The 16,594-nt window shown below is 52.7% G+C and carries 16 protein-coding genes; 6 read left to right on the forward strand and 10 right to left on the reverse strand.

Annotated features, from left to right (window positions below):
* Positions 1–14 precede the first annotated feature (14 nt).
* The 4 genes from CF651_RS26740 to CF651_RS26755 form a co-directional block, all read right to left on the reverse strand.
* Positions 15–1,823 (reverse strand): sensor histidine kinase, encoded by a 1,809-nt coding sequence (locus tag CF651_RS26740; RefSeq protein WP_094017912.1) that lies wholly within the window; start codon positions 1,821–1,823, stop codon positions 15–17.
* A 200-nt stretch (positions 1,824–2,023) separates the two neighbouring features.
* Positions 2,024–2,821 carry a carbohydrate ABC transporter permease gene (locus tag CF651_RS26745; protein ID WP_245856176.1) on the reverse strand — a complete coding sequence of 266 codons (798 nt, stop codon included), beginning with the start codon at positions 2,819–2,821 and terminating at the stop codon, positions 2,024–2,026.
* A 132-nt stretch (positions 2,822–2,953) separates the two neighbouring features.
* On the reverse strand, positions 2,954–3,853 hold the full coding sequence (locus tag CF651_RS26750) for a carbohydrate ABC transporter permease (protein ID WP_094017914.1): 900 nt from the start codon (positions 3,851–3,853) through the stop codon (positions 2,954–2,956).
* 152 nt (positions 3,854–4,005) lie between these two features.
* The gene (locus CF651_RS26755; protein WP_179233014.1) at positions 4,006–5,625 is read right to left on the reverse strand and encodes a response regulator; all 1,620 of its coding nucleotides are present in this window, start codon (positions 5,623–5,625) and stop codon (positions 4,006–4,008) included.
* 302 nt (positions 5,626–5,927) lie between these two features.
* Here CF651_RS26755 and CF651_RS26760 point away from each other — a divergent pair, with 302 nt between their 5' ends.
* The 5 genes from CF651_RS26760 to CF651_RS33220 all read left to right on the forward strand — a co-directional run bounded on the left by CF651_RS26760 (position 5,928) and on the right by CF651_RS33220 (position 9,777).
* Positions 5,928–6,665, forward strand: coding sequence for an MBL fold metallo-hydrolase (locus CF651_RS26760; RefSeq protein WP_094017916.1), 738 nt, complete (start codon positions 5,928–5,930; stop codon positions 6,663–6,665).
* 43 nt (positions 6,666–6,708) lie between these two features.
* Positions 6,709–7,302: a CGNR zinc finger domain-containing protein gene (locus tag CF651_RS26765; RefSeq protein WP_094017917.1), complete on the forward strand. Its 594-nt coding sequence runs from the start codon at positions 6,709–6,711 to the stop codon at positions 7,300–7,302.
* A 180-nt stretch (positions 7,303–7,482) separates the two neighbouring features.
* Complete coding sequence (locus CF651_RS26770) at positions 7,483–8,682, forward strand: serine hydrolase domain-containing protein (protein WP_094017918.1); 1,200 nt, start codon at positions 7,483–7,485, stop codon at positions 8,680–8,682.
* Positions 8,683–8,914: 232 nt separating this feature from the next.
* The gene (locus CF651_RS26775; RefSeq protein WP_094017919.1) at positions 8,915–9,583 is read left to right on the forward strand and encodes a class I SAM-dependent methyltransferase; all 669 of its coding nucleotides are present in this window, start codon (positions 8,915–8,917) and stop codon (positions 9,581–9,583) included.
* Positions 9,584–9,645: 62 nt separating this feature from the next.
* Complete coding sequence (locus CF651_RS33220; protein ID WP_281254516.1) at positions 9,646–9,777, forward strand: hypothetical protein; 132 nt, start codon at positions 9,646–9,648, stop codon at positions 9,775–9,777.
* Between the two features lie 74 nt (positions 9,778–9,851).
* Here the strand turns inward: CF651_RS33220 and queF are convergent, their stop codons facing one another.
* Positions 9,852–10,346 carry a preQ(1) synthase gene (queF, locus tag CF651_RS26780; RefSeq protein WP_094017920.1) on the reverse strand — a complete coding sequence of 165 codons (495 nt, stop codon included), beginning with the start codon at positions 10,344–10,346 and terminating at the stop codon, positions 9,852–9,854.
* 258 nt (positions 10,347–10,604) lie between these two features.
* On the opposite strand from queF, the gene CF651_RS26785 reads away from it, so the two are divergent.
* Positions 10,605–10,841: a hypothetical protein gene (locus CF651_RS26785; protein ID WP_094017921.1), complete on the forward strand. Its 237-nt coding sequence runs from the start codon at positions 10,605–10,607 to the stop codon at positions 10,839–10,841.
* Between the two features lie 103 nt (positions 10,842–10,944).
* Here the strand turns inward: CF651_RS26785 and purD are convergent, their stop codons facing one another.
* The 5 genes from purD to purM all read right to left on the reverse strand — a co-directional run bounded on the left by purD (position 10,945) and on the right by purM (position 15,990).
* A complete protein-coding gene (gene purD / locus CF651_RS26790; protein ID WP_094017922.1) occupies positions 10,945–12,204 on the reverse strand; it encodes a phosphoribosylamine--glycine ligase in 1,260 nt (419 codons plus the stop codon).
* A 13-nt stretch (positions 12,205–12,217) separates the two neighbouring features.
* Entirely contained in the window at positions 12,218–12,949 is a 732-nt protein-coding gene (locus CF651_RS26795) for an IMP cyclohydrolase (RefSeq protein WP_245856173.1), read from the reverse strand.
* Between the two features lie 184 nt (positions 12,950–13,133).
* Positions 13,134–14,327 (reverse strand): phosphoribosylaminoimidazolecarboxamide formyltransferase, encoded by a 1,194-nt coding sequence (locus CF651_RS26800; protein WP_094017924.1) that lies wholly within the window; start codon positions 14,325–14,327, stop codon positions 13,134–13,136.
* Positions 14,324–14,953, reverse strand: coding sequence for a phosphoribosylglycinamide formyltransferase (gene purN / locus CF651_RS26805; RefSeq protein WP_094017925.1), 630 nt, complete (start codon positions 14,951–14,953; stop codon positions 14,324–14,326). The genes CF651_RS26800 and purN overlap by 4 nt, the downstream gene beginning before the upstream one ends.
* Entirely contained in the window at positions 14,950–15,990 is a 1,041-nt protein-coding gene (purM, locus tag CF651_RS26810; RefSeq protein WP_094017926.1) for a phosphoribosylformylglycinamidine cyclo-ligase, read from the reverse strand. Before purM ends, purN begins: the two co-directional genes overlap by 4 nt.
* Positions 15,991–16,594 lie beyond the last annotated feature (604 nt).

A 16,594-nucleotide genomic window follows, 5' to 3' on the forward strand; every position in this document is an offset into this window, starting at 1 on the left:
TTTCGGCCAAGCCCTTACATTGCCTCCTCCGGCCTATGCGGAAGCGCCGCGGGCGGCTCCCCTCCGGCCAGAGGAATCCATAAGGTGACGACCGTCTTGACGCCAGGTTCACTGGTCAGCTGCATGCGGGCCTCCGAGCCGTAATACAGCTGAAGCCGGCTGTACACATTGGATAGCGCGTAGGAGGACCGGGTGGCGGTCACCTGCGTGAGCTGGGCGTACACCTCCTCGGCATCCATGCCGGACCCGTTATCCTCTACGGTCAACCTCAGGCAATCCCCGTCCTGGTCGATGCCGATATAGATGAAGCCGCCGTGTTCCATATGCTGAAAGCCATGCAAAATGCTGTTTTCCACCAAAGGCTGCAGCAGTATTTTGATCATCGGCAGCCGGTTCCATTCCGGAGCTTTCAGCTCGATGACATAGGCGAACAGCCCTTCGTAGCATTTCTTCTGGATTTCCATGTACTGCCTTACATGCTCCAGCTCCTTCTCCAGCGTCGTCAGCTCGTTCCCGTTATTTAAGCCCAGCTGAAACAGCTTGGACAAGGAAATGATCATGTCTCTGACGTCCTGCCGCTCGGCCGTTTCCGACTTCCACAAGATCGTATTCAGCGTGTTATATAAAAAATGCGGATCGATCTGCGCCTGCAGCGCCTTGATCTCCGATTTGCGCTTTTCCCGCTCGGAAGCCTTCACCTCATCGATCAGCGCTGTCAGCTGCGCCAGCATCCGGTTGAAGCTGTGCCCCACCTTCGTGACCTCATCGTTAAAATGGCTGTCAAAACGCACATCCAGCGTATTGTCCCGTTCCACCTTGTGCATTAAGCCCTGAAGCTTGTACAGCGGACGCAGCAGGCGCTCGGACAGCACATTGGAGAACACGAAAGCAAGGAGCGCACACGCGGCCATGATAACGACAATCCACCATTGAATCAGCCTCATCTGGCTCAACAGCTCCGACTTCGATTGCAAACTGATCAGCGTCCAGTCCTCGACGAGCCGCAGATGGGAGTAGTTGACGAGCAGCGTCGTCTTGTCCGGCCGGCTCAGCACATATTCGAAGTGGCCCGCCTTCGCAGCCTCCATCGACTGCAAGAAGGCGGTATCCTCCTTCAGGCCGTCATATTCCGTTGCCATGGGTACCGCATCCTTCCCGCCGCTGTCCAGCAGCAGAAATTGGGCGCCCTTGCCGGTGAAATCCTGGTACACGTCCTGCTTAATCGCATCCTCCTTGATGTTGATCACGATGTATACCTCGGAATTCAAGCTTTCCGTGTAAGGTTCCAGCAGCAGAGAAATGACGCGGCTGCGTCCTGTAAACAGCATATCCTCGTGGGCCCCGACCCAGATCGAGGGGGTGCTGCTTTGCCTCAGCAAGTCGTACATGGGTGTGCTTTGAAACGGCATACCCATATTGCGCACCGCATTCGTGGGGTAAAAATCGCCGATCGGCGTACTGATCAGCACCGATTCGATAGTCGATTCGTTCAGCTTAATTTGGGCAAAGGGCGACTGCAGCGCTGACAGATGCTGATAATAGCTCTCCTGATTGCGCATGGCCGCATCCTGCATCATCCGTTTGAACGACTCGCTGATCATGAGAGTGGAGGACGAGACGACGATATGCCTCAACCGCTCGTCAAGCACCTGCGCCGATTTATTCAGCGTGTTCTGGCTCAGCTGGAACGCATTATTTTCCGTCACCCGCGACGCGATATAATACGAGGTGACCCCCGTAGCCGTAATGCACAGCACCGTTAAGGTGATGCATGCGATCCATATTCTTTTTTTCAAGGATGAGCTGTAAAAAAATCGATTCATCCGTCTCTCCCACCGCCTGCTCTATGAAATCCGACTGTCAATGCAACCCTTATCTTTATCTCATCGGAAAGTGCTCCGCATGCTTTTTCTACCAACAAAAATAACTCTAGCCGGGGCTAGAGATTATTTTTGAAGCCATCTGTTGAGCTCGACCGCCCCTCTGCGGTGCTGCCGTGCGCAAGGTCTAAACTAAGAACGCCTTACCCTTTCAGGGAGCCGGCCGTTACCTGCATGAACGATTTATTAGCGAACATATATACGATCAGCATTGGGACAATGGAGATGCAAGCCCCTGCCAGCATCAGCTGCAGCTCCGCCGCCGCGCCGACACCGTATTTCAAATTGGTCAAGCCGACGGTCAAAGGCTGCAGCTTCGGATTGCTCATCGTGAAGACGAACGGCAAAATATATTCATTCCAGGCGTTACGGAACGTGAACAAGGCCGTGACACCGATGGCGGGCTTCAACAACGGAAGCACGATCCGCCAATAGACGGTATAGTAATTGCAGCCGTCAATGTACGCAGCTTCATCCAGATCCTTGGGAATCCCTTTGAAAAACCCGATCAGCATGAAAAATGCGGTCGCATGGGCACTGATTAAGATTAGGATAACACCCCAGAGCGATTGGTTCAAATTCAACGCAACCATCAGGTCAAACTGCGGGCGAAGCACAACCGCCCCGATCGAGATAAACATCGTGCTGGCCTGCAGTGCAACGTACGCTTTTTTGCCCGGGAAATTCCCGCGGTCCACTGCATACGCCGCCATCGTTGTCACCAGCAGCGTGCCGATCGTCGTCGCTGCGCTGATGAACAAGCTGTTCCACGTAAACAGCGCGAAGTTCGCTTTTTTCCAGGCCTCCGCATAGTTGGAGAACAGCCACTGTTTTGGGAACAGTGTCGCGCCGACAGTCACTTCCATATTCGTCTTGAATGAGCCGAGAATCGCTACGACAACCGGAAACAACGTAACGACCGCCGCGGCAATCAGAAATATCCATAATACCGTCCATGAGCTATATTGAACAAACCGGAGCTTCGCTTTGGATGGATTCGAAGCCTTCCAGTCTCCTTGTGCAGATACGTCTCTTGTACTCACTTGCAGATTCCCCTTTCCGTTGTCGAAGGATTAGTACGTCTTATTCAGTCTGCGGGACAAGCCGAAGTAAATCAGCGTGATGATACCGACAATGATCGCCGTCACGAAGCCTACGGCACTCCCGTAGCCGATTTGCTGTACGTTCGCATTCGTCGTGGATACCGGGAAGAACAGCTTGTACACGTACAGGAACATAACCTCCGTCTTGCCGAATGGTCCGCCTTCCGTCAATACCATGATGTTCTCGTACCCTTTGAGTGAAACCGTAATGACTAGCATCATGATCATTTGAAGGATCGGTCCGAGCATCGGGACGGTGATGAACCAAAATTTTTGCACGGTGTTCGCTCCGTCAATCGACGCGGCTTCGTACAGGTCGTCCGAAATATTTTGCAATCCGGCAATGAACAGCAGCATGTAGTTCCCCACTGCACCCCAAATGGCAATAATGATTACCGTAATCATCGCATAATTAGGTCCGAGCCATTCGATCGGGTTGGAAATGATGCCGAGCTTCATCAAGTATTGATTCAAAATCCCGTTGTACGAATTAAACACGATACCGAAAACGACAGACATGACCGACGCGCTAATAATGGTCGGCATGAAGTAGATCGCCCGCAGCAGCTGCCGTCCTTTGATCGCCTGGTTCAAAATGACTGCCAAAATGAGAGACAGCGGAATCGTGATGACGATTTTGCCAGCGGCATACAGGAACGTATTGTATACCGAGCTCCAGAACTGGTCATCGTTCAATACGCGGGTAAAGTTGTCGAGGCCGATAAATTTCGGCACGCCAAAGCCGGGATAATCGTAGAACATGAACCGGAATGCCCAAAGTATCGGATAGATACCCAGAACGAGCGTCAAGACAAGGCTGGGTATAATAAACACGTAGGAATTAACATACCTTAACGATCTTTTAGACACGAATGATCCTCTCCTTATACTCTTCTTCCTCTGATTGCTTCTTCTTTACTATAAGAGAAACGCGCGGAGTCCAAGGAGAGAGAAACTCACTTTCGTGAGGGGATAATGCTACTGTCTAGGGCGGCAGTCCCCCTATTCCTGCTTTCTAAGCGTTATTTGGGCCCGCCGTACAGCTGCCTGAATTCCGACGGCGTCATGCCGGTATGGCGTTTGAACAGCTCGGTGAAGTAAGGCCGGTCCTCGTAGCCGAGCGCAAGCGAGATCTCCTGCACCTGCATCCCCTGCGTCAGCATTTCCTTCGCCCGCTCCATCCGCTCCGTGGTAACGAACTGAGTCACCGTCATCCCCGTTACCTTCTTGAACAGATTGGAGAAGTAGCTGGCGCTCAAATAGACCATTTTGGCGTACTCGCCGATCGTCAGGTTCAAGTCCAGATGCTCGCGGATATACGCGATGACCTCGTCCACCTGTTGGCTGGCTTCCTTGCTTTGCTGCCTGCGGATTTTCTCGCAGCCCAGCCGGCACAGCTGCTTCAGCTGCTCCTGAAGCTCTCGGAGCGACAGAGATGGATCGTTCTTCATGTCGAGCAGCAGGGCTTCCATCTCCGCCATGTCGGCAGGAGGGATTTTTTCCGCCAGCACCCGGTTGATCAGGAACGTCAGCTCATAGTAGACCGCCCTCACAGCCTCGGGATCGGGAGGGACCGCAACCGCCTGCCCTTCGTCAAAAAATTCATCCAGGCTTTGCATCGCCTTCTCCTCGTTCCCGAGACGAATGCAATACAGCAGCTCCTTCTCTTTGTCTGCGGAATACCTCGGGGTGAGTCCGCCATGCTCCGGGACGTTGCTGAAGCTGTAGACGCTATCCCCCCCGGTATAGAAGTTGTACGACAACGCCGTCATCGCCTGCTGGTAGGAGCGCGAGATTTCATGCACTTCCTCGACCTCGCCGCCGAGTCCGATCGAAACCGTATGCCGGGTATACTTGCCGATATTCTCCCTGCACTTCTCGGCAATCCATTCCGCTTTCTCCTCCAGGGACGGGTTCAATATCGCAGCGAATTGATGAACGTCCTCACGGAATACGAACCCGGTGGTGTATGTCGCGATGGTTTCCTCCATAATATTTTGGATCGAGAAGCGAATCAGCTCCACCTCACTGACCGGAAGCGCCTGACTTCGTTCCATGAAATGATCGATCTCCACCAGCATCACGGTGAAGTGGTGCTTGGCCAGCGGAATCTGCAAAAAATCCCAGCGCTGGCTTGCGCTCAGCGGGCTTGTGGGATAGCGCATCAGCAGCCGGAAATACTCCTGGCGCAGAAACGGCATGCTCTCCCGAATCTTGCTCTCCATCTCGTTCATCCGCCTGACCTCGAGCAGCTCCTGCTCTATCGCCTTCTTCGCTTTCAAAACGACCTCCAAAATTTGCGAGGGCGTAAACGGCTTCTGGATAAAATCGAACGCACCAAGGCGGATGGCCTGCTGCGCATAATCGAAATCGGTGTACCCGCTCAAAAACACGATTTTGGTCAAATCCCCCTGCTTGACGATAGCTCGGGTCATTTCCAGCCCATCCAGCTTGGGCATGCGGATGTCAGACAAAATAATATGCGGCCGGGTCGAGCGGATCAGCTCAATCCCGTCTTCCCCGTTCGATGCCGTGCCGACAATACGAATCCCGTGCTCTTCCCACGGAATATGGTTTACAATCCCGTTCACGATCGTTTTGATATCATCGATCACACACATTCTTAATTCTTGCTCCCACATATCCAGATACCTCCTGCCTGTAAAAAAGAACATGGAATTGTCATCAGTGTATCCATATTCCTGAAATTATAAAGAACCGCGTCCCTAATGAACAGCGGTAAAACCACTTTTGGTCAGGGACAAACCCATCGTTTCGTCCTGGACCGATGTACGGGAAGGAAGGATTGCAGCCTAAGACTTTTTATAACCTTTAAAAAAACTATTTACAAGTTATAATTCGCCTGGTATGATATGGAATATAACCGTTATTAACTATTTTTAAAAGTTATAAAATTCTTCTTACCTTGAAAGGATGGATACCTATGAACATTCAAAGACTTCCCTGGGCCGGCGTGAAAGTGCAGTTCGAGAACACGGCTATTGTCATTGATCCTTTATTCCATTTCCCTACCAAGTTCGGCGGGCCTCAAGAGCCCTTGTACCCCTTGGACGCATTCGGTCCTGTGGATGCCGTTCTGATTACGCATCACCACGCGGATCATTTTGACCCGCAGGCCATCATCGCCTTTTACGGGGATACCACACCCGTCTATCTTCCGTTTGAGAGTGTAGAACTCGCCCGGGAAAGCGGCTTGAAGAACGTACAAGGCGCAGCGGTCGGAGACACCTTCGGGCTGGGTGGGCTGCAGGCGACGGCAACCTATTCCGTGGACGGTACGGGAGACCCGCAGGTCGCCTGGGTCGTGCAGGGCGGGGGCAAGAAGCTGATTCATGGCGGAGATACGCTGTGGCACGGCTACTGGTGGAAAATCGCGCAAGCATTCGGCCCCTTCGATGCCGCCTTCTTGCCTGTGAACGGCGCCGTGCTGCAGCGGCCCGGCCTCACCCCGAGCGGCCAACCGATTTGCCTTACGCCAGAGCAAGCCGTCGCAGCAGCCGTCGTGCTGGAAGCCTCGACTCTCGTGCCAATCCATTACGGGGTTATCCACCATCCGCCGCTGTATACTCAAACTCCTGATCTCTTGGATCGCTTGCAGGCCAGTGCAGATGGTACAATGAACCTAACGATATTGAAGGCGAAGGAAACGATTTCGTTGTAAATCCTCACCTGGCCGTTCAACTAAAGAACAGGGGATGATGCAAATGGACCGTTCTATATTTACTTTAGGCGGGGCGGCCTGGATCAATTTAGTGAATACAGTAAATAGGTATAACAAGCAAAAAAATGATTTCTTAACCGATCCTGCCCTCGCATCCCAATGGCTGGAGGCAAACCAATTGCTGCCATCGTCAGCGTTTCCGCTGGAGCCGTCATTGCTTCAAGCATTGACGGCGGAGTTAGCCTCGCTCCGCGAGCTTTGTCAGCAGATCATCTCCGAGCTGCAGTCTGCCGGTGGTGATGGGCAGCTATCGGAGCAGGTGGTCGCTGCACTTCGGGTACGTATCGGGCAGCTGTCTATAAGCGCTTCATTGATCGAGGAGGAAGGACGGATTTCCATCGCCTATGAAGGACAATCCATGACGGATCGCGTGATGCACCGCATCTTGCATTCGGTCACGGACACGCTTCACAAGGTATCTGCCGACCGGATTCGAAAATGCGAGCATGAGGAATGTATTCTTCATTTTGTCGACACTTCGAAGAGCGGAAAGCGTCGCTGGTGCAGCATGGAGCTGTGCGGCAACCGGCACAAAGCGGCGGAGTTTTACGCGAAGAAAAAGCAAAAGCACGTGTGAGCAGGCTGTGTGCCCGCTCCTGTAAGCCGAGGCTGCCCGCCTCGGCTTTTCTTCATTCCTCGGCACCTGCCCCGCCGCAGCCCCGACTAAAGTCCAGTACAGATTCTGGTCTCCTGTCTATTCTTGACGATCCTTTTACTAGGTACAATGAAACTACAATCCCACAGTGAGGAGATCCCCATGAAAAAAATATGGACGCTTTCCCTTGCCGCCACACTCTTGGCTGCAAGCCTGCTTGAATATGCTCCCCGTGCAGCCGCCGAACCGGCAGCCGCTGCAGCTTCCAAGACCGCAACCCCTGCAGCCGAGAAGACGGTTCTTCCCGCGCTTGACATTCAATCGATCCGGGAAGCGATCTCCGGCCTGCCGAACGCCAAAGCGACAGCCGCCCTCGTCTACGTCGGCACCCCGACCGATAGCTGGCTTGCCGCCTCCGGTGTGAACGACATGGAATCCAAGGAGCCTGCACGTGCCGACGGACGTTTTCGAATCGGCAGTATCACCAAAGTTTTCACCGCCGCGGTTGTGCTGCAGTTGGTCGCTGAGCAGAAGGTTGACCTGAACCAGTCCATCCAGCACTACCTGCCTGATGTACTGCCTGCGGATTTCCCCACCGTTACGATCGGGCAATTGCTCAATCATACCAGCGGACTGCCCAGCCCGAAGCTTCCTGACGAGTGGAACGAATGGGATCTGCAAAATATGAACTGGACCCCCCAGCAGGTCGTTGATTTGGCCGTCAAAAACCCGATGGAATTCGAGCCGGGTACCCGGCAGCATTATGTTAACATCAACTACTTTCTGGCCGGGCTGCTGATCGAACAAGTCACCGGGAATCCTTATGAAATGGAGGTTCAACAACGTATTGTTCAGCCCTTACATATGACGAATACGTATTTGCCGGGGAGCAGTACCCGATTGATAGGTACGCACGCCCATGGTTACCAAGCGGTCAATCAGGACGGAACTACCGAACTGGTGGACGTAACAGAAGGAAGCCAGTCCTTTACTTGGGCCGCAGGCCAGATCATTTCGACCACATCCGATCTCAACACGTTCATGACGGCTCTGTTTACCGGCAAGCTCGTTCCGCGGGATGTATTGGAAAACATGTTCACCGTCCCCGAGGTGCCGATGTGGAATCAAGACGGGCAGGACGTCGGGATGGCGACCTTAAGCATGGGTATGATGCGCACCACGATGAACGGTATTACCTTCTGGGGAAAAACCGGTGCCCGCCCCGGCTATGGCAACGGGATGTTCGCCACGCGCGACTTGGAGCGGCGTCTTGTTTATTCCGTCAACTCCACCGACGCCAAGGGGGAAGGCCCCAACCAGATTGGCAACAAGATCGGCATGGCCGCATTTGGTCTGAAATAAACCGGGCATCGCACCACATTCAACCTGCAGCAGCCTTAAGGCACACAAAAACCGCTCCTGCCAAGGTCATATTCCTTGGAGGAGCGGTTTTTCACATGCTCTATAAATCTATAAGTCCCTATGCATACCTTTGTTCTATACCCAATCAAAGCTGAACTAGATTTATGCGGTTCCCCTTCAACTCTAGCAAACATATGTATAAGGAGAGAAGAGAGAAGGGAGCGAACAAGCAATGGATTGGACCTTTTATGAGCCTCAATTTTTATATGATCGAGAGTTCCCCGATATCCAGCAGTACTCTGCTTGGTTGGGCCATCGGAGGTTTGCTTATGATCTGATCCGGTTTATGCAGCCGAATCTCGTCGTAGAGCTTGGAACCCATTGGGGAATCTCCTTTTTCAGCATGTGCCAGGCTGCAAGGGACGGGCAGTTGAATACAAGGTGCTATGCCGTCGATTCATGGCTCGGAGACAAGCACACAGGAAACTACCAGGAGGATGTGTACGCGAAGGTCTCAAGCATTGCGGCATCCTATTACGCTCCGCATGCCATACTTGTTCGCTCCTCCTTTGATGAAGCCCTCACCCGGCTTGAGAACGGCTCCGTGAACGTGCTTCACATTGACGGCTACCATACCTATGAGGCCGTAAAGCATGATTTTCAGGCTTGGCAGCCGAAGCTTGCCGCTGACAGTCTTGTGCTGTTTCACGATATTGCCGTGAGAACCGGGGATTTCGGGGTGTACAAGCTTTGGGAGGAGCTTAGGCATTATCCTCAATTGGAGTTTCACCACGCTTACGGGCTTGGCGTTTTATTTCCCAAAGGAGTCCCCGCCCCATTCCTGCCCTTATTGCAAATGGTCAACAGGCTTCAGGAAATCTATGCAAATAAAGCCTATTAGAATGAAAAAGTCTCCCATTGGAAAGCCTAAATAGTAACAACAACGTTCCGGAGGGATATCCTATGGCCGAATTCTCAGCTTATTTCCATCAGCATTGGTTGTCCGCTGTCCTTGTGCTCGGTGTTCTCATCGCTGCCATCCTGGTTTATTTGTATAGGGATCACATTATCATCAAAGGCAGCGGCCGCAAATAACAACCGGCTCCTCCTTCCCAAAAATAAAACGGCCCGCATTCCTGTTCCACAGGCTTGCGGGCCGTACGCTTTTTCTAGCGGTTGTCTACCTTCTCGGGATACAGGTCGTGATTCAGCAGGCGATGCTCCGCCATTTGCTCGTACTTCGTTCCCGGACGTCCGTAGTTGCAGTAAGGATCGATCGAAATGCCGCCGCGGGGCGTGAATTTCCCCCAGACCTCGATGTATTTCGGATCCATCAGCTTGATCAAATCGTTCATGATGATGTTCATGCAGTCCTCATGAAAATCACCGTGGTTACGGAAGCTGAACAAATACAGCTTGAGCGACTTGCTTTCAACCATCTTTTGATCCGGCATATAGCTAATGTAGATTGTCGCAAAGTCCGGCTGTCCCGTAATAGGGCACAGGCTCGTAAATTCGGGACAATTGAATTTGACAAAATAATCGCGGTACGGATGCTTGTTATCGAACGTTTCCAGCATCTCCGGCGCGTAAGTCATCGGGTAGGCGGTTTTTTGGCTGCCGAGCAGCTGCAATTCGAGTTCCTCTTGATTTCTTCCTGACATAAGTACAGCCCCTTTCCATTTCCCCATTGTACCTTGTGTCCCTCGCTGCCGCAATGCCTTCCATGAAATGCCGATGACCCCTGTGTCCCTCCTTAACTGAGTCAGTCCGTGTCCAGCCTCCTCCCCTGCGTCCTTCTTACCGGCCAGTCGGGTCTCCAGCCTGCCACGCCCGCCTTCCTTGACCCTCTCCAATAAAGTTGACGTATCGATCAAGTTGCTTAATAATAAACATAGCTTAAGATACAGGGGGATTTTCGCATGGATCAAAATATCGAGACATTAATTGATTTATTCGATAAATATACGGATGAACAAATCGCCGACTTGTCCGACTTCTCATATGAGAACCGCACGATGACGCGGGACGAAACGCTAATCATCGTTTCCACCATCCGCGCCTCGCGCATCGCAAGAGGCTATATCAATGGCGGCCGTACCCGGTCTGAGCATGCCGACGGCAATATGGCAGCGGATTCCGGGCAGGCTGATTCTTAGAAGGCTGGCCCGATCGAAGCCTCCATTCAACAAAAAAAGAACCTCCATGGCTTCTCCTGCTTCAGGGAAGTCAAAGGGGTTCTTTTCTTTGTACCGTATTGCTTTATACGAGTGCTTTTTTCGCAATATCCGTGCGATAGTGCTTACCTTGGAAGCGAATGCGGTCTGCATCCGCGTAAGCTTTCTCACGTGCCTCAGCGATGTCTTTGCCCAGTGCGGTGACGCCAAGCACACGGCCGCCGTTGGTCACAACTTGTCCGTCCTTCAATGCCGTACCCGCATGGAATACGATGGAGCTTTGAACTTCGTTCAAGCCCTCAATCGGCAGCCCCTTCGGATATGAGCCCGGATATCCTTCCGAAGCGAGAATGACGCACACGGCTGCCTCATCGCTCCATTGAATATCCATTTGCTCCAGATGGCCATTTACAGCTGCAAGGAAAATATCGAGCAGATCGGTTTTCAGCCTTGGCAGAACCACCTGTGTTTCCGGGTCGCCGAAACGGGCATTGAATTCGATGGTTTTCGGCCCTTGAGGTGTAATCATCAACCCGGCAAACAGAACGCCGCGGAACGGACGGCCTTCACTGACCATAGCCGCTGCTGTCGGTTTGATAATCGTCTCAATCGCTTCGTCGATAACTGATTGCGGGATGTGAGGAAGCGGAGTATAGGTCCCCATGCCTCCGGTATTCGGTCCTTTATCGTTGTCGAACACCGCTTTATGATCCTGTGCCGGAACCATCGGCTTCACCACATGGCCGTCAACGAAGGACAGAATGGACATTTCTTGCCCGCTCAAAAACTCCTCAATCACGACCTGATTACCGGAATCTCCGAAAATGCGGGACACCATAATGTCATGCAGCGCTTTTTCCGCTTCTTCCATTGATTGGGCAACGACGACCCCTTTACCTGCCGCAAGACCGTCCGCCTTGATGACGATCGGAATTTGCTGGCTGCGCAAATAGGTAAGCGCTGCTTCATAATTATCGAACGACTCGTAAGCTGCCGTCGGAATGTGATATTTTTTGAACAAGTCTTTGGAGAACACTTTGCTGGATTCGAGAATAGCCGCATTTTGGCGCGGTCCGAATACCGGAATCTGCTTCGCCTCCAAATGGTCGACGATCCCCTCGGACAACGGATCATCCGGGCCGATCACGACCAGATCAATCGCATTGTCGAGTGCAAATTCAGCGATCTCCGCAAATTGATTCACTTGAATCGGCACGCATTCCGCTACTTCCGCGATGCCTCCGTTACCTGGAGCGCAGTACAACTGCTGCACCTTCGGGCTTTTTTTCAACGCCCAGCAAATCGCGTGCTCACGGCCGCCGCCGCCAACTACTAATATACGCACGGTTTCGTCCCCCTTAGTCCTTGTTCACAACGAGAAGCTCGGTTTCGCCGCTTCCGATTTGAATCGTTTTGACGAGCAGGGAGATTTTGTTCTCGTCGTTCAATGCTTTCCAGTACAAATCTGCAATTTCCCGAATATCGTTCGTCAAAGGCACCAATGCCGGTTCCCCTTGGAACGAAGGCAGCGGATTGCCGTCGCCTTGATACGTATGGATACAGTGACCATAGCCTGGAATAGCTTTTTCATACGTATACGTATGGCGAAGCGTCTGATCCTCTACGTTGCCGTTCGATTTCAGAATCGACAGCTTATAAGCAAACTGTCCGTCCTTCGTATCCACCAAACCGCTGATCCGAGGTGTAAAGTTTGGTGCATCCGGCTCGTACGTACGGGTAGCCAATGCAGATTCAAAAGAGCCTCCGGACTGCAACGCATCATAAATCGTATCCGTTTGATCCCCGTTCGTTACGATGTGGGCACCGTTCGTATGTCTTACCGGATAGTAAATGATAAGTGAAGGATCCGTCAGCTTCGCAGGGTCTTTGGCTTCTGTGCGCACAAATCCGTTGTCCTCTTGAATGAACACTCGGTTGCGGCTGTTCTCGCTGCGTCCCATAATCCAATAGACCTGAACCAGGCGCGTTCCGTCCGGCGTAGCGCCGATGACAATACCGCGTCCCGGATATACGTTATTTTGCAAACCGTTCAAATATTGATCCGCTGCCGCGGCTCTAGTCGTTGTCACAGCTTGTTTCCCCCTGAATTTCGCATAGGCATGCGTATTTGAAAAGCTCCCGCCCATCGTTGAGGCCACAGAAAAAGTTACCGCTGCATGGACCGATCATTCTTCCGATCACTTTCGCTTCTACAGAACGATTCCGTCCACTCCGCCCGTTTTTCAGCAGTCTCCCCAACGTTATCCGGTACTTCTAGTGATGGAACAAACGAACGCCGGAGTAGCACATCACCATACCGTAATCGTTAGCCGCTTGCACCACTTCTTCATCGCGCATGGAGCTGCCTGCCTGAACGACGTATTTCACGCCGCTGCGGCTTGCACGGTCCAAGTTATCGCGGAAAGGCAGGAATGCATCGGAGCCGTACGAAACCCCCTGAAGCTTGTTCAACCATTCGCGCTTCTCTTCGCGTGTCAGACGAGCCGGTACCTCAGCAAAGCTCGCTTCCCATGCTGCCTGCTCAACCGGAGTGACTTCTTCCTCCAGCCACAGATCGATCGCATTGTTCTGCTCGGCACGGGAGATGCCTTGACGGAACTTCATGTTCAAAGCTTGCGGGTGCTGACGAAGGAACCAGCGATCCGCCTTGTCTCCTGCCAGGCGCGTACAGTGAATACGGGATTGCTGCCCGGCACCGATGCCGATCGTTTGACCGTCCAGCGTATAAACGATGGAATTGGATTGAGTATATTTAAGCGTAACCAGAGCAATCAGCAGATCACGCTTCGCGTTTTCCGGCAGATCCTTGTTCACGGTTACGATTTTGTCCAAAGCGGAAGCATCAATCACGCCATTATTGCGCTCCTGCTGCATTTGAAGTCCGAATAGCGTACGCGTTTCCACCGGATTCGGCACATAGCTCGGATCGATTTGAAGAATAAGATAGCCGCCGTTCTTTTTCGCTTTCAAAATTTCCAGCGCTTCATCGGTATAGCCTGGCGCGACAACCAAGTCAGACACTTCGCGTTTCAACAGCTGTGCCGTCGAAGCATCGACCACATCGCTGAGAGCCGCAGCGTCACCGAACGAAGACATCCGGTCCGCACCGCGCGCACGGGCATAAGCGGTAGCCAGCGGAGACAGCTCCAAGCCTTCAACGAAGTAAGCTTTTTTCAGATCATCGGATAAAGGGGATGCCACCGCCGCACCGGCAGGGCTGACATGCTTAAAAGACGCCGCCGCAGGAAGGCCTGTCGCCTGGCGCAGCTCGCGAGCCAATTGGAAGCTGTTCAAGGCATCCAGCAGATTAATAAAGCCCGGATCGCCGTTCAACACCTTAATCGGCAGCTCGCCGCCGTTCTCACTAAAAAGCTTTGCTTGCTTCTGATGCGGGTTCATCCCGTATCGCAATTCCAGCACGTTCGTCCCGCTGGTCGTCTGACTCATGATTGGATCCCGTCCTTCGGTTTGAGATTAGTTATATGGTCTAAATCGATTTGTCCTGTAGCAATTTGCTGGATCACCTGCGGAAGCAGCTCGTGCTCCAAGGGATGGATACGCTCGCTAAGCGACGCTTCGGTATCGTCCTGACGGATCTCCAACGCACGCTGGGCGAGAATGGGACCGCTGTCCAAACCGCCATCCACCAGATGCACCGTAATGCCGGTCAGCTTCACCCCATGCTCCAAAGCCTGACGCACGGCATGCAGTCCGGGGAAAGAAGGCAGCAGGGAAGGATGCACATTAATCATTCGGCCCCAATAGGCGTCAACCAGCACCGGTGTCAAAATGCGCATGTAGCCGGCCAGAACGACCAGATCTATGTGCTTGCTCCGCAAAATCTCCAAAATGTCCAACTCGTAAGCTTCGCGGCTCGGATACTCCTTGGGCCGGAACGTGTGCACGGGCACACCCGCGTTGTTCGCACGCTCCACGACCAAGGCCTGCGGCCGGTCGCAAACCAATAGCTCGATGCGAACATCGAGCTTGCCTGCTTTCACCGCATCCGCGATAGCCTGAAAATTCGATCCGCTTCCGGATGCGAATACGGCAATGCGAAACGGTTTACTCATACTTCCGCCCCGTTAAACGTAACGACGCGTTCACCTGCCGTCACACGGCCGAGCGTATACACTTTTTCACCATGCTCTTCAAAAATACGTACCGCGTCCGCAGCCTGCTGCTCGGATACGACGATCACCATGCCGATCCCCATGTTGAACGTACGGAACATATCGTTGTTGTTGATGCTGCCCGCTTCCTGCATCAGCTGGAAGATCGGCAGGATCGGCCAGGAGCCGTAATCGATTTCGACGTTCACGTCGGCTGGAAGCATACGTGGAATATTCTCGATAAAACCGCCGCCGGTAATGTGCGCCAAGCCTTTCAGCTCTACCTTCTCCAGTGCCGCGAGAACGGATTTGACATAAATTTTGGTTGGTTCCAAAACGACATCGCCCAGCTTACCGCCCAACACATCGATGTGATCCTGCAGGCTGTAGCCTTTCTCCTCCAGCAAAAGCTTGCGCACCAGCGAGAAGCCGTTGCTGTGTACACCGCTTGATGCGAGACCGATCACAACATCGCCCGGACGAATTTTGGAGCCGTCGATAATTTTTTTCTTATCCACAATCCCTACAGTGAAACCGGCGATATCGTATTCGCCTTCGGAATACATCCCCGGCATTTCCGCCGTTTCGCCTCCGATTAGAGCACAGCCGGATTGCACACAGCCGTCGCTAATCCCTTTAATGATCGACTCGATTTTTTCAGGGATGACTTTATCGCAAGCAAGGTAATCCAGGAAAAACAGCGGCTCCGCGCCTTGCACCACGATATCGTTGACGCACATCGCTACCGCGTCGATACCGATCGTATCATGCTTATCCATCGCAAAAGCAATCTTCAGCTTCGTGCCTACGCCGTCTGTGCCGGAAACAAGCACCGGTTCCTCGTATTTGTCTTTATTTAAGCCAAAAAGCGCACCGAAACCGCCCAAATCCGTCAAAACCTCCGGACGGAACGTCGTTTTCACGTGCTTTTTCATCCGTTCTACCGCTTCGTTACCTGCCGCGATGTCGACTCCGGCCTTTTTATATGCATCCGACACTGAATATCCTCCTTGGGATGAGCCTTATGTGGGTCTTGGAGCGATTGACTGCAAAAAAACGTATGGACTCGCGTCTGCCTGCGGCTGCGGTCCATGCGCTGCCTGCGGCCGCTGTTGAATGGTGTTCCTATTATTCCACAATTCGGTGGGAACACGCATTCAAAGGCGGCTCGTTTCACTCTCCTGCAGCACATGGACCTCCGCCTTCGGCGCTCGTCCCTCGCTTTTGTGTCAAAACGCTCCCTTCGTCCCTCGAGGCTCGCGTTTTATTTAAAAATGGCAGCGGCTCAAGCCTCTCTGCCCTTGTTTTCCAAGCCTTTGCCCGGGGGCATCCGTCGCCCCCGGTCTCCTATTTCATCATCCTAACCGTTAGGATGATGAAATATTTCCGTGGCTAAGGCTTCGCGCGTTTCCCGCGAGTGAAGCCTTAGCCTTGCTCTTAAGTAATGAGATCGGAGTCCACGATCGATCTCGTGCTCTCTACTCCTTCTCCCCTAAGAACAAGTTAAAGTGACTGGCGAAGGAGAAGGAGTGTACCGTAGGAGCGAAGCGCTCGCCTTTGAAATCATGAATATTCCAATCGAAATATAATCAGCCATTCATG

The organism is Paenibacillus rigui (genome assembly GCF_002234615.1).
GTDB classification, from domain to species: Bacteria; Bacillota; Bacilli; order Paenibacillales; family NBRC-103111; genus Paenibacillus_S; species Paenibacillus_S rigui.

Excerpts from the sequence above, each read along its gene's own strand:
- CF651_RS26770 (WP_094017918.1), top strand. The coding sequence starts at position 7,483 with ATGAAAAAAATATGGACGCTTTCCCTTGCCGCCACACTCTTGGCTGCA.
- purN (WP_094017925.1), bottom strand. The coding sequence starts at position 14,953 with ATGAGTAAACCGTTTCGCATTGCCGTATTCGCATCCGGAAGCGGATCG.
- CF651_RS26775 (WP_094017919.1), top strand. The coding sequence starts at position 8,915 with ATGGATTGGACCTTTTATGAGCCTCAATTTTTATATGATCGAGAGTTC.
- CF651_RS26800 (WP_094017924.1), bottom strand. The coding sequence starts at position 14,327 with ATGAGTCAGACGACCAGCGGGACGAACGTGCTGGAATTGCGATACGGG.
- CF651_RS33220 (WP_281254516.1), top strand. The coding sequence starts at position 9,646 with ATGGCCGAATTCTCAGCTTATTTCCATCAGCATTGGTTGTCCGCTGTC.
- CF651_RS26765 (WP_094017917.1), top strand. The coding sequence starts at position 6,709 with ATGGACCGTTCTATATTTACTTTAGGCGGGGCGGCCTGGATCAATTTA.
- CF651_RS26760 (WP_094017916.1), top strand. The coding sequence starts at position 5,928 with ATGAACATTCAAAGACTTCCCTGGGCCGGCGTGAAAGTGCAGTTCGAG.
- CF651_RS26740 (WP_094017912.1), bottom strand. The coding sequence starts at position 1,823 with ATGAATCGATTTTTTTACAGCTCATCCTTGAAAAAAAGAATATGGATC.
- CF651_RS26785 (WP_094017921.1), top strand. The coding sequence starts at position 10,605 with ATGGATCAAAATATCGAGACATTAATTGATTTATTCGATAAATATACG.
- CF651_RS26755 (WP_179233014.1), bottom strand. The coding sequence starts at position 5,625 with ATGTGGGAGCAAGAATTAAGAATGTGTGTGATCGATGATATCAAAACG.
- queF (WP_094017920.1), bottom strand. The coding sequence starts at position 10,346 with ATGTCAGGAAGAAATCAAGAGGAACTCGAATTGCAGCTGCTCGGCAGC.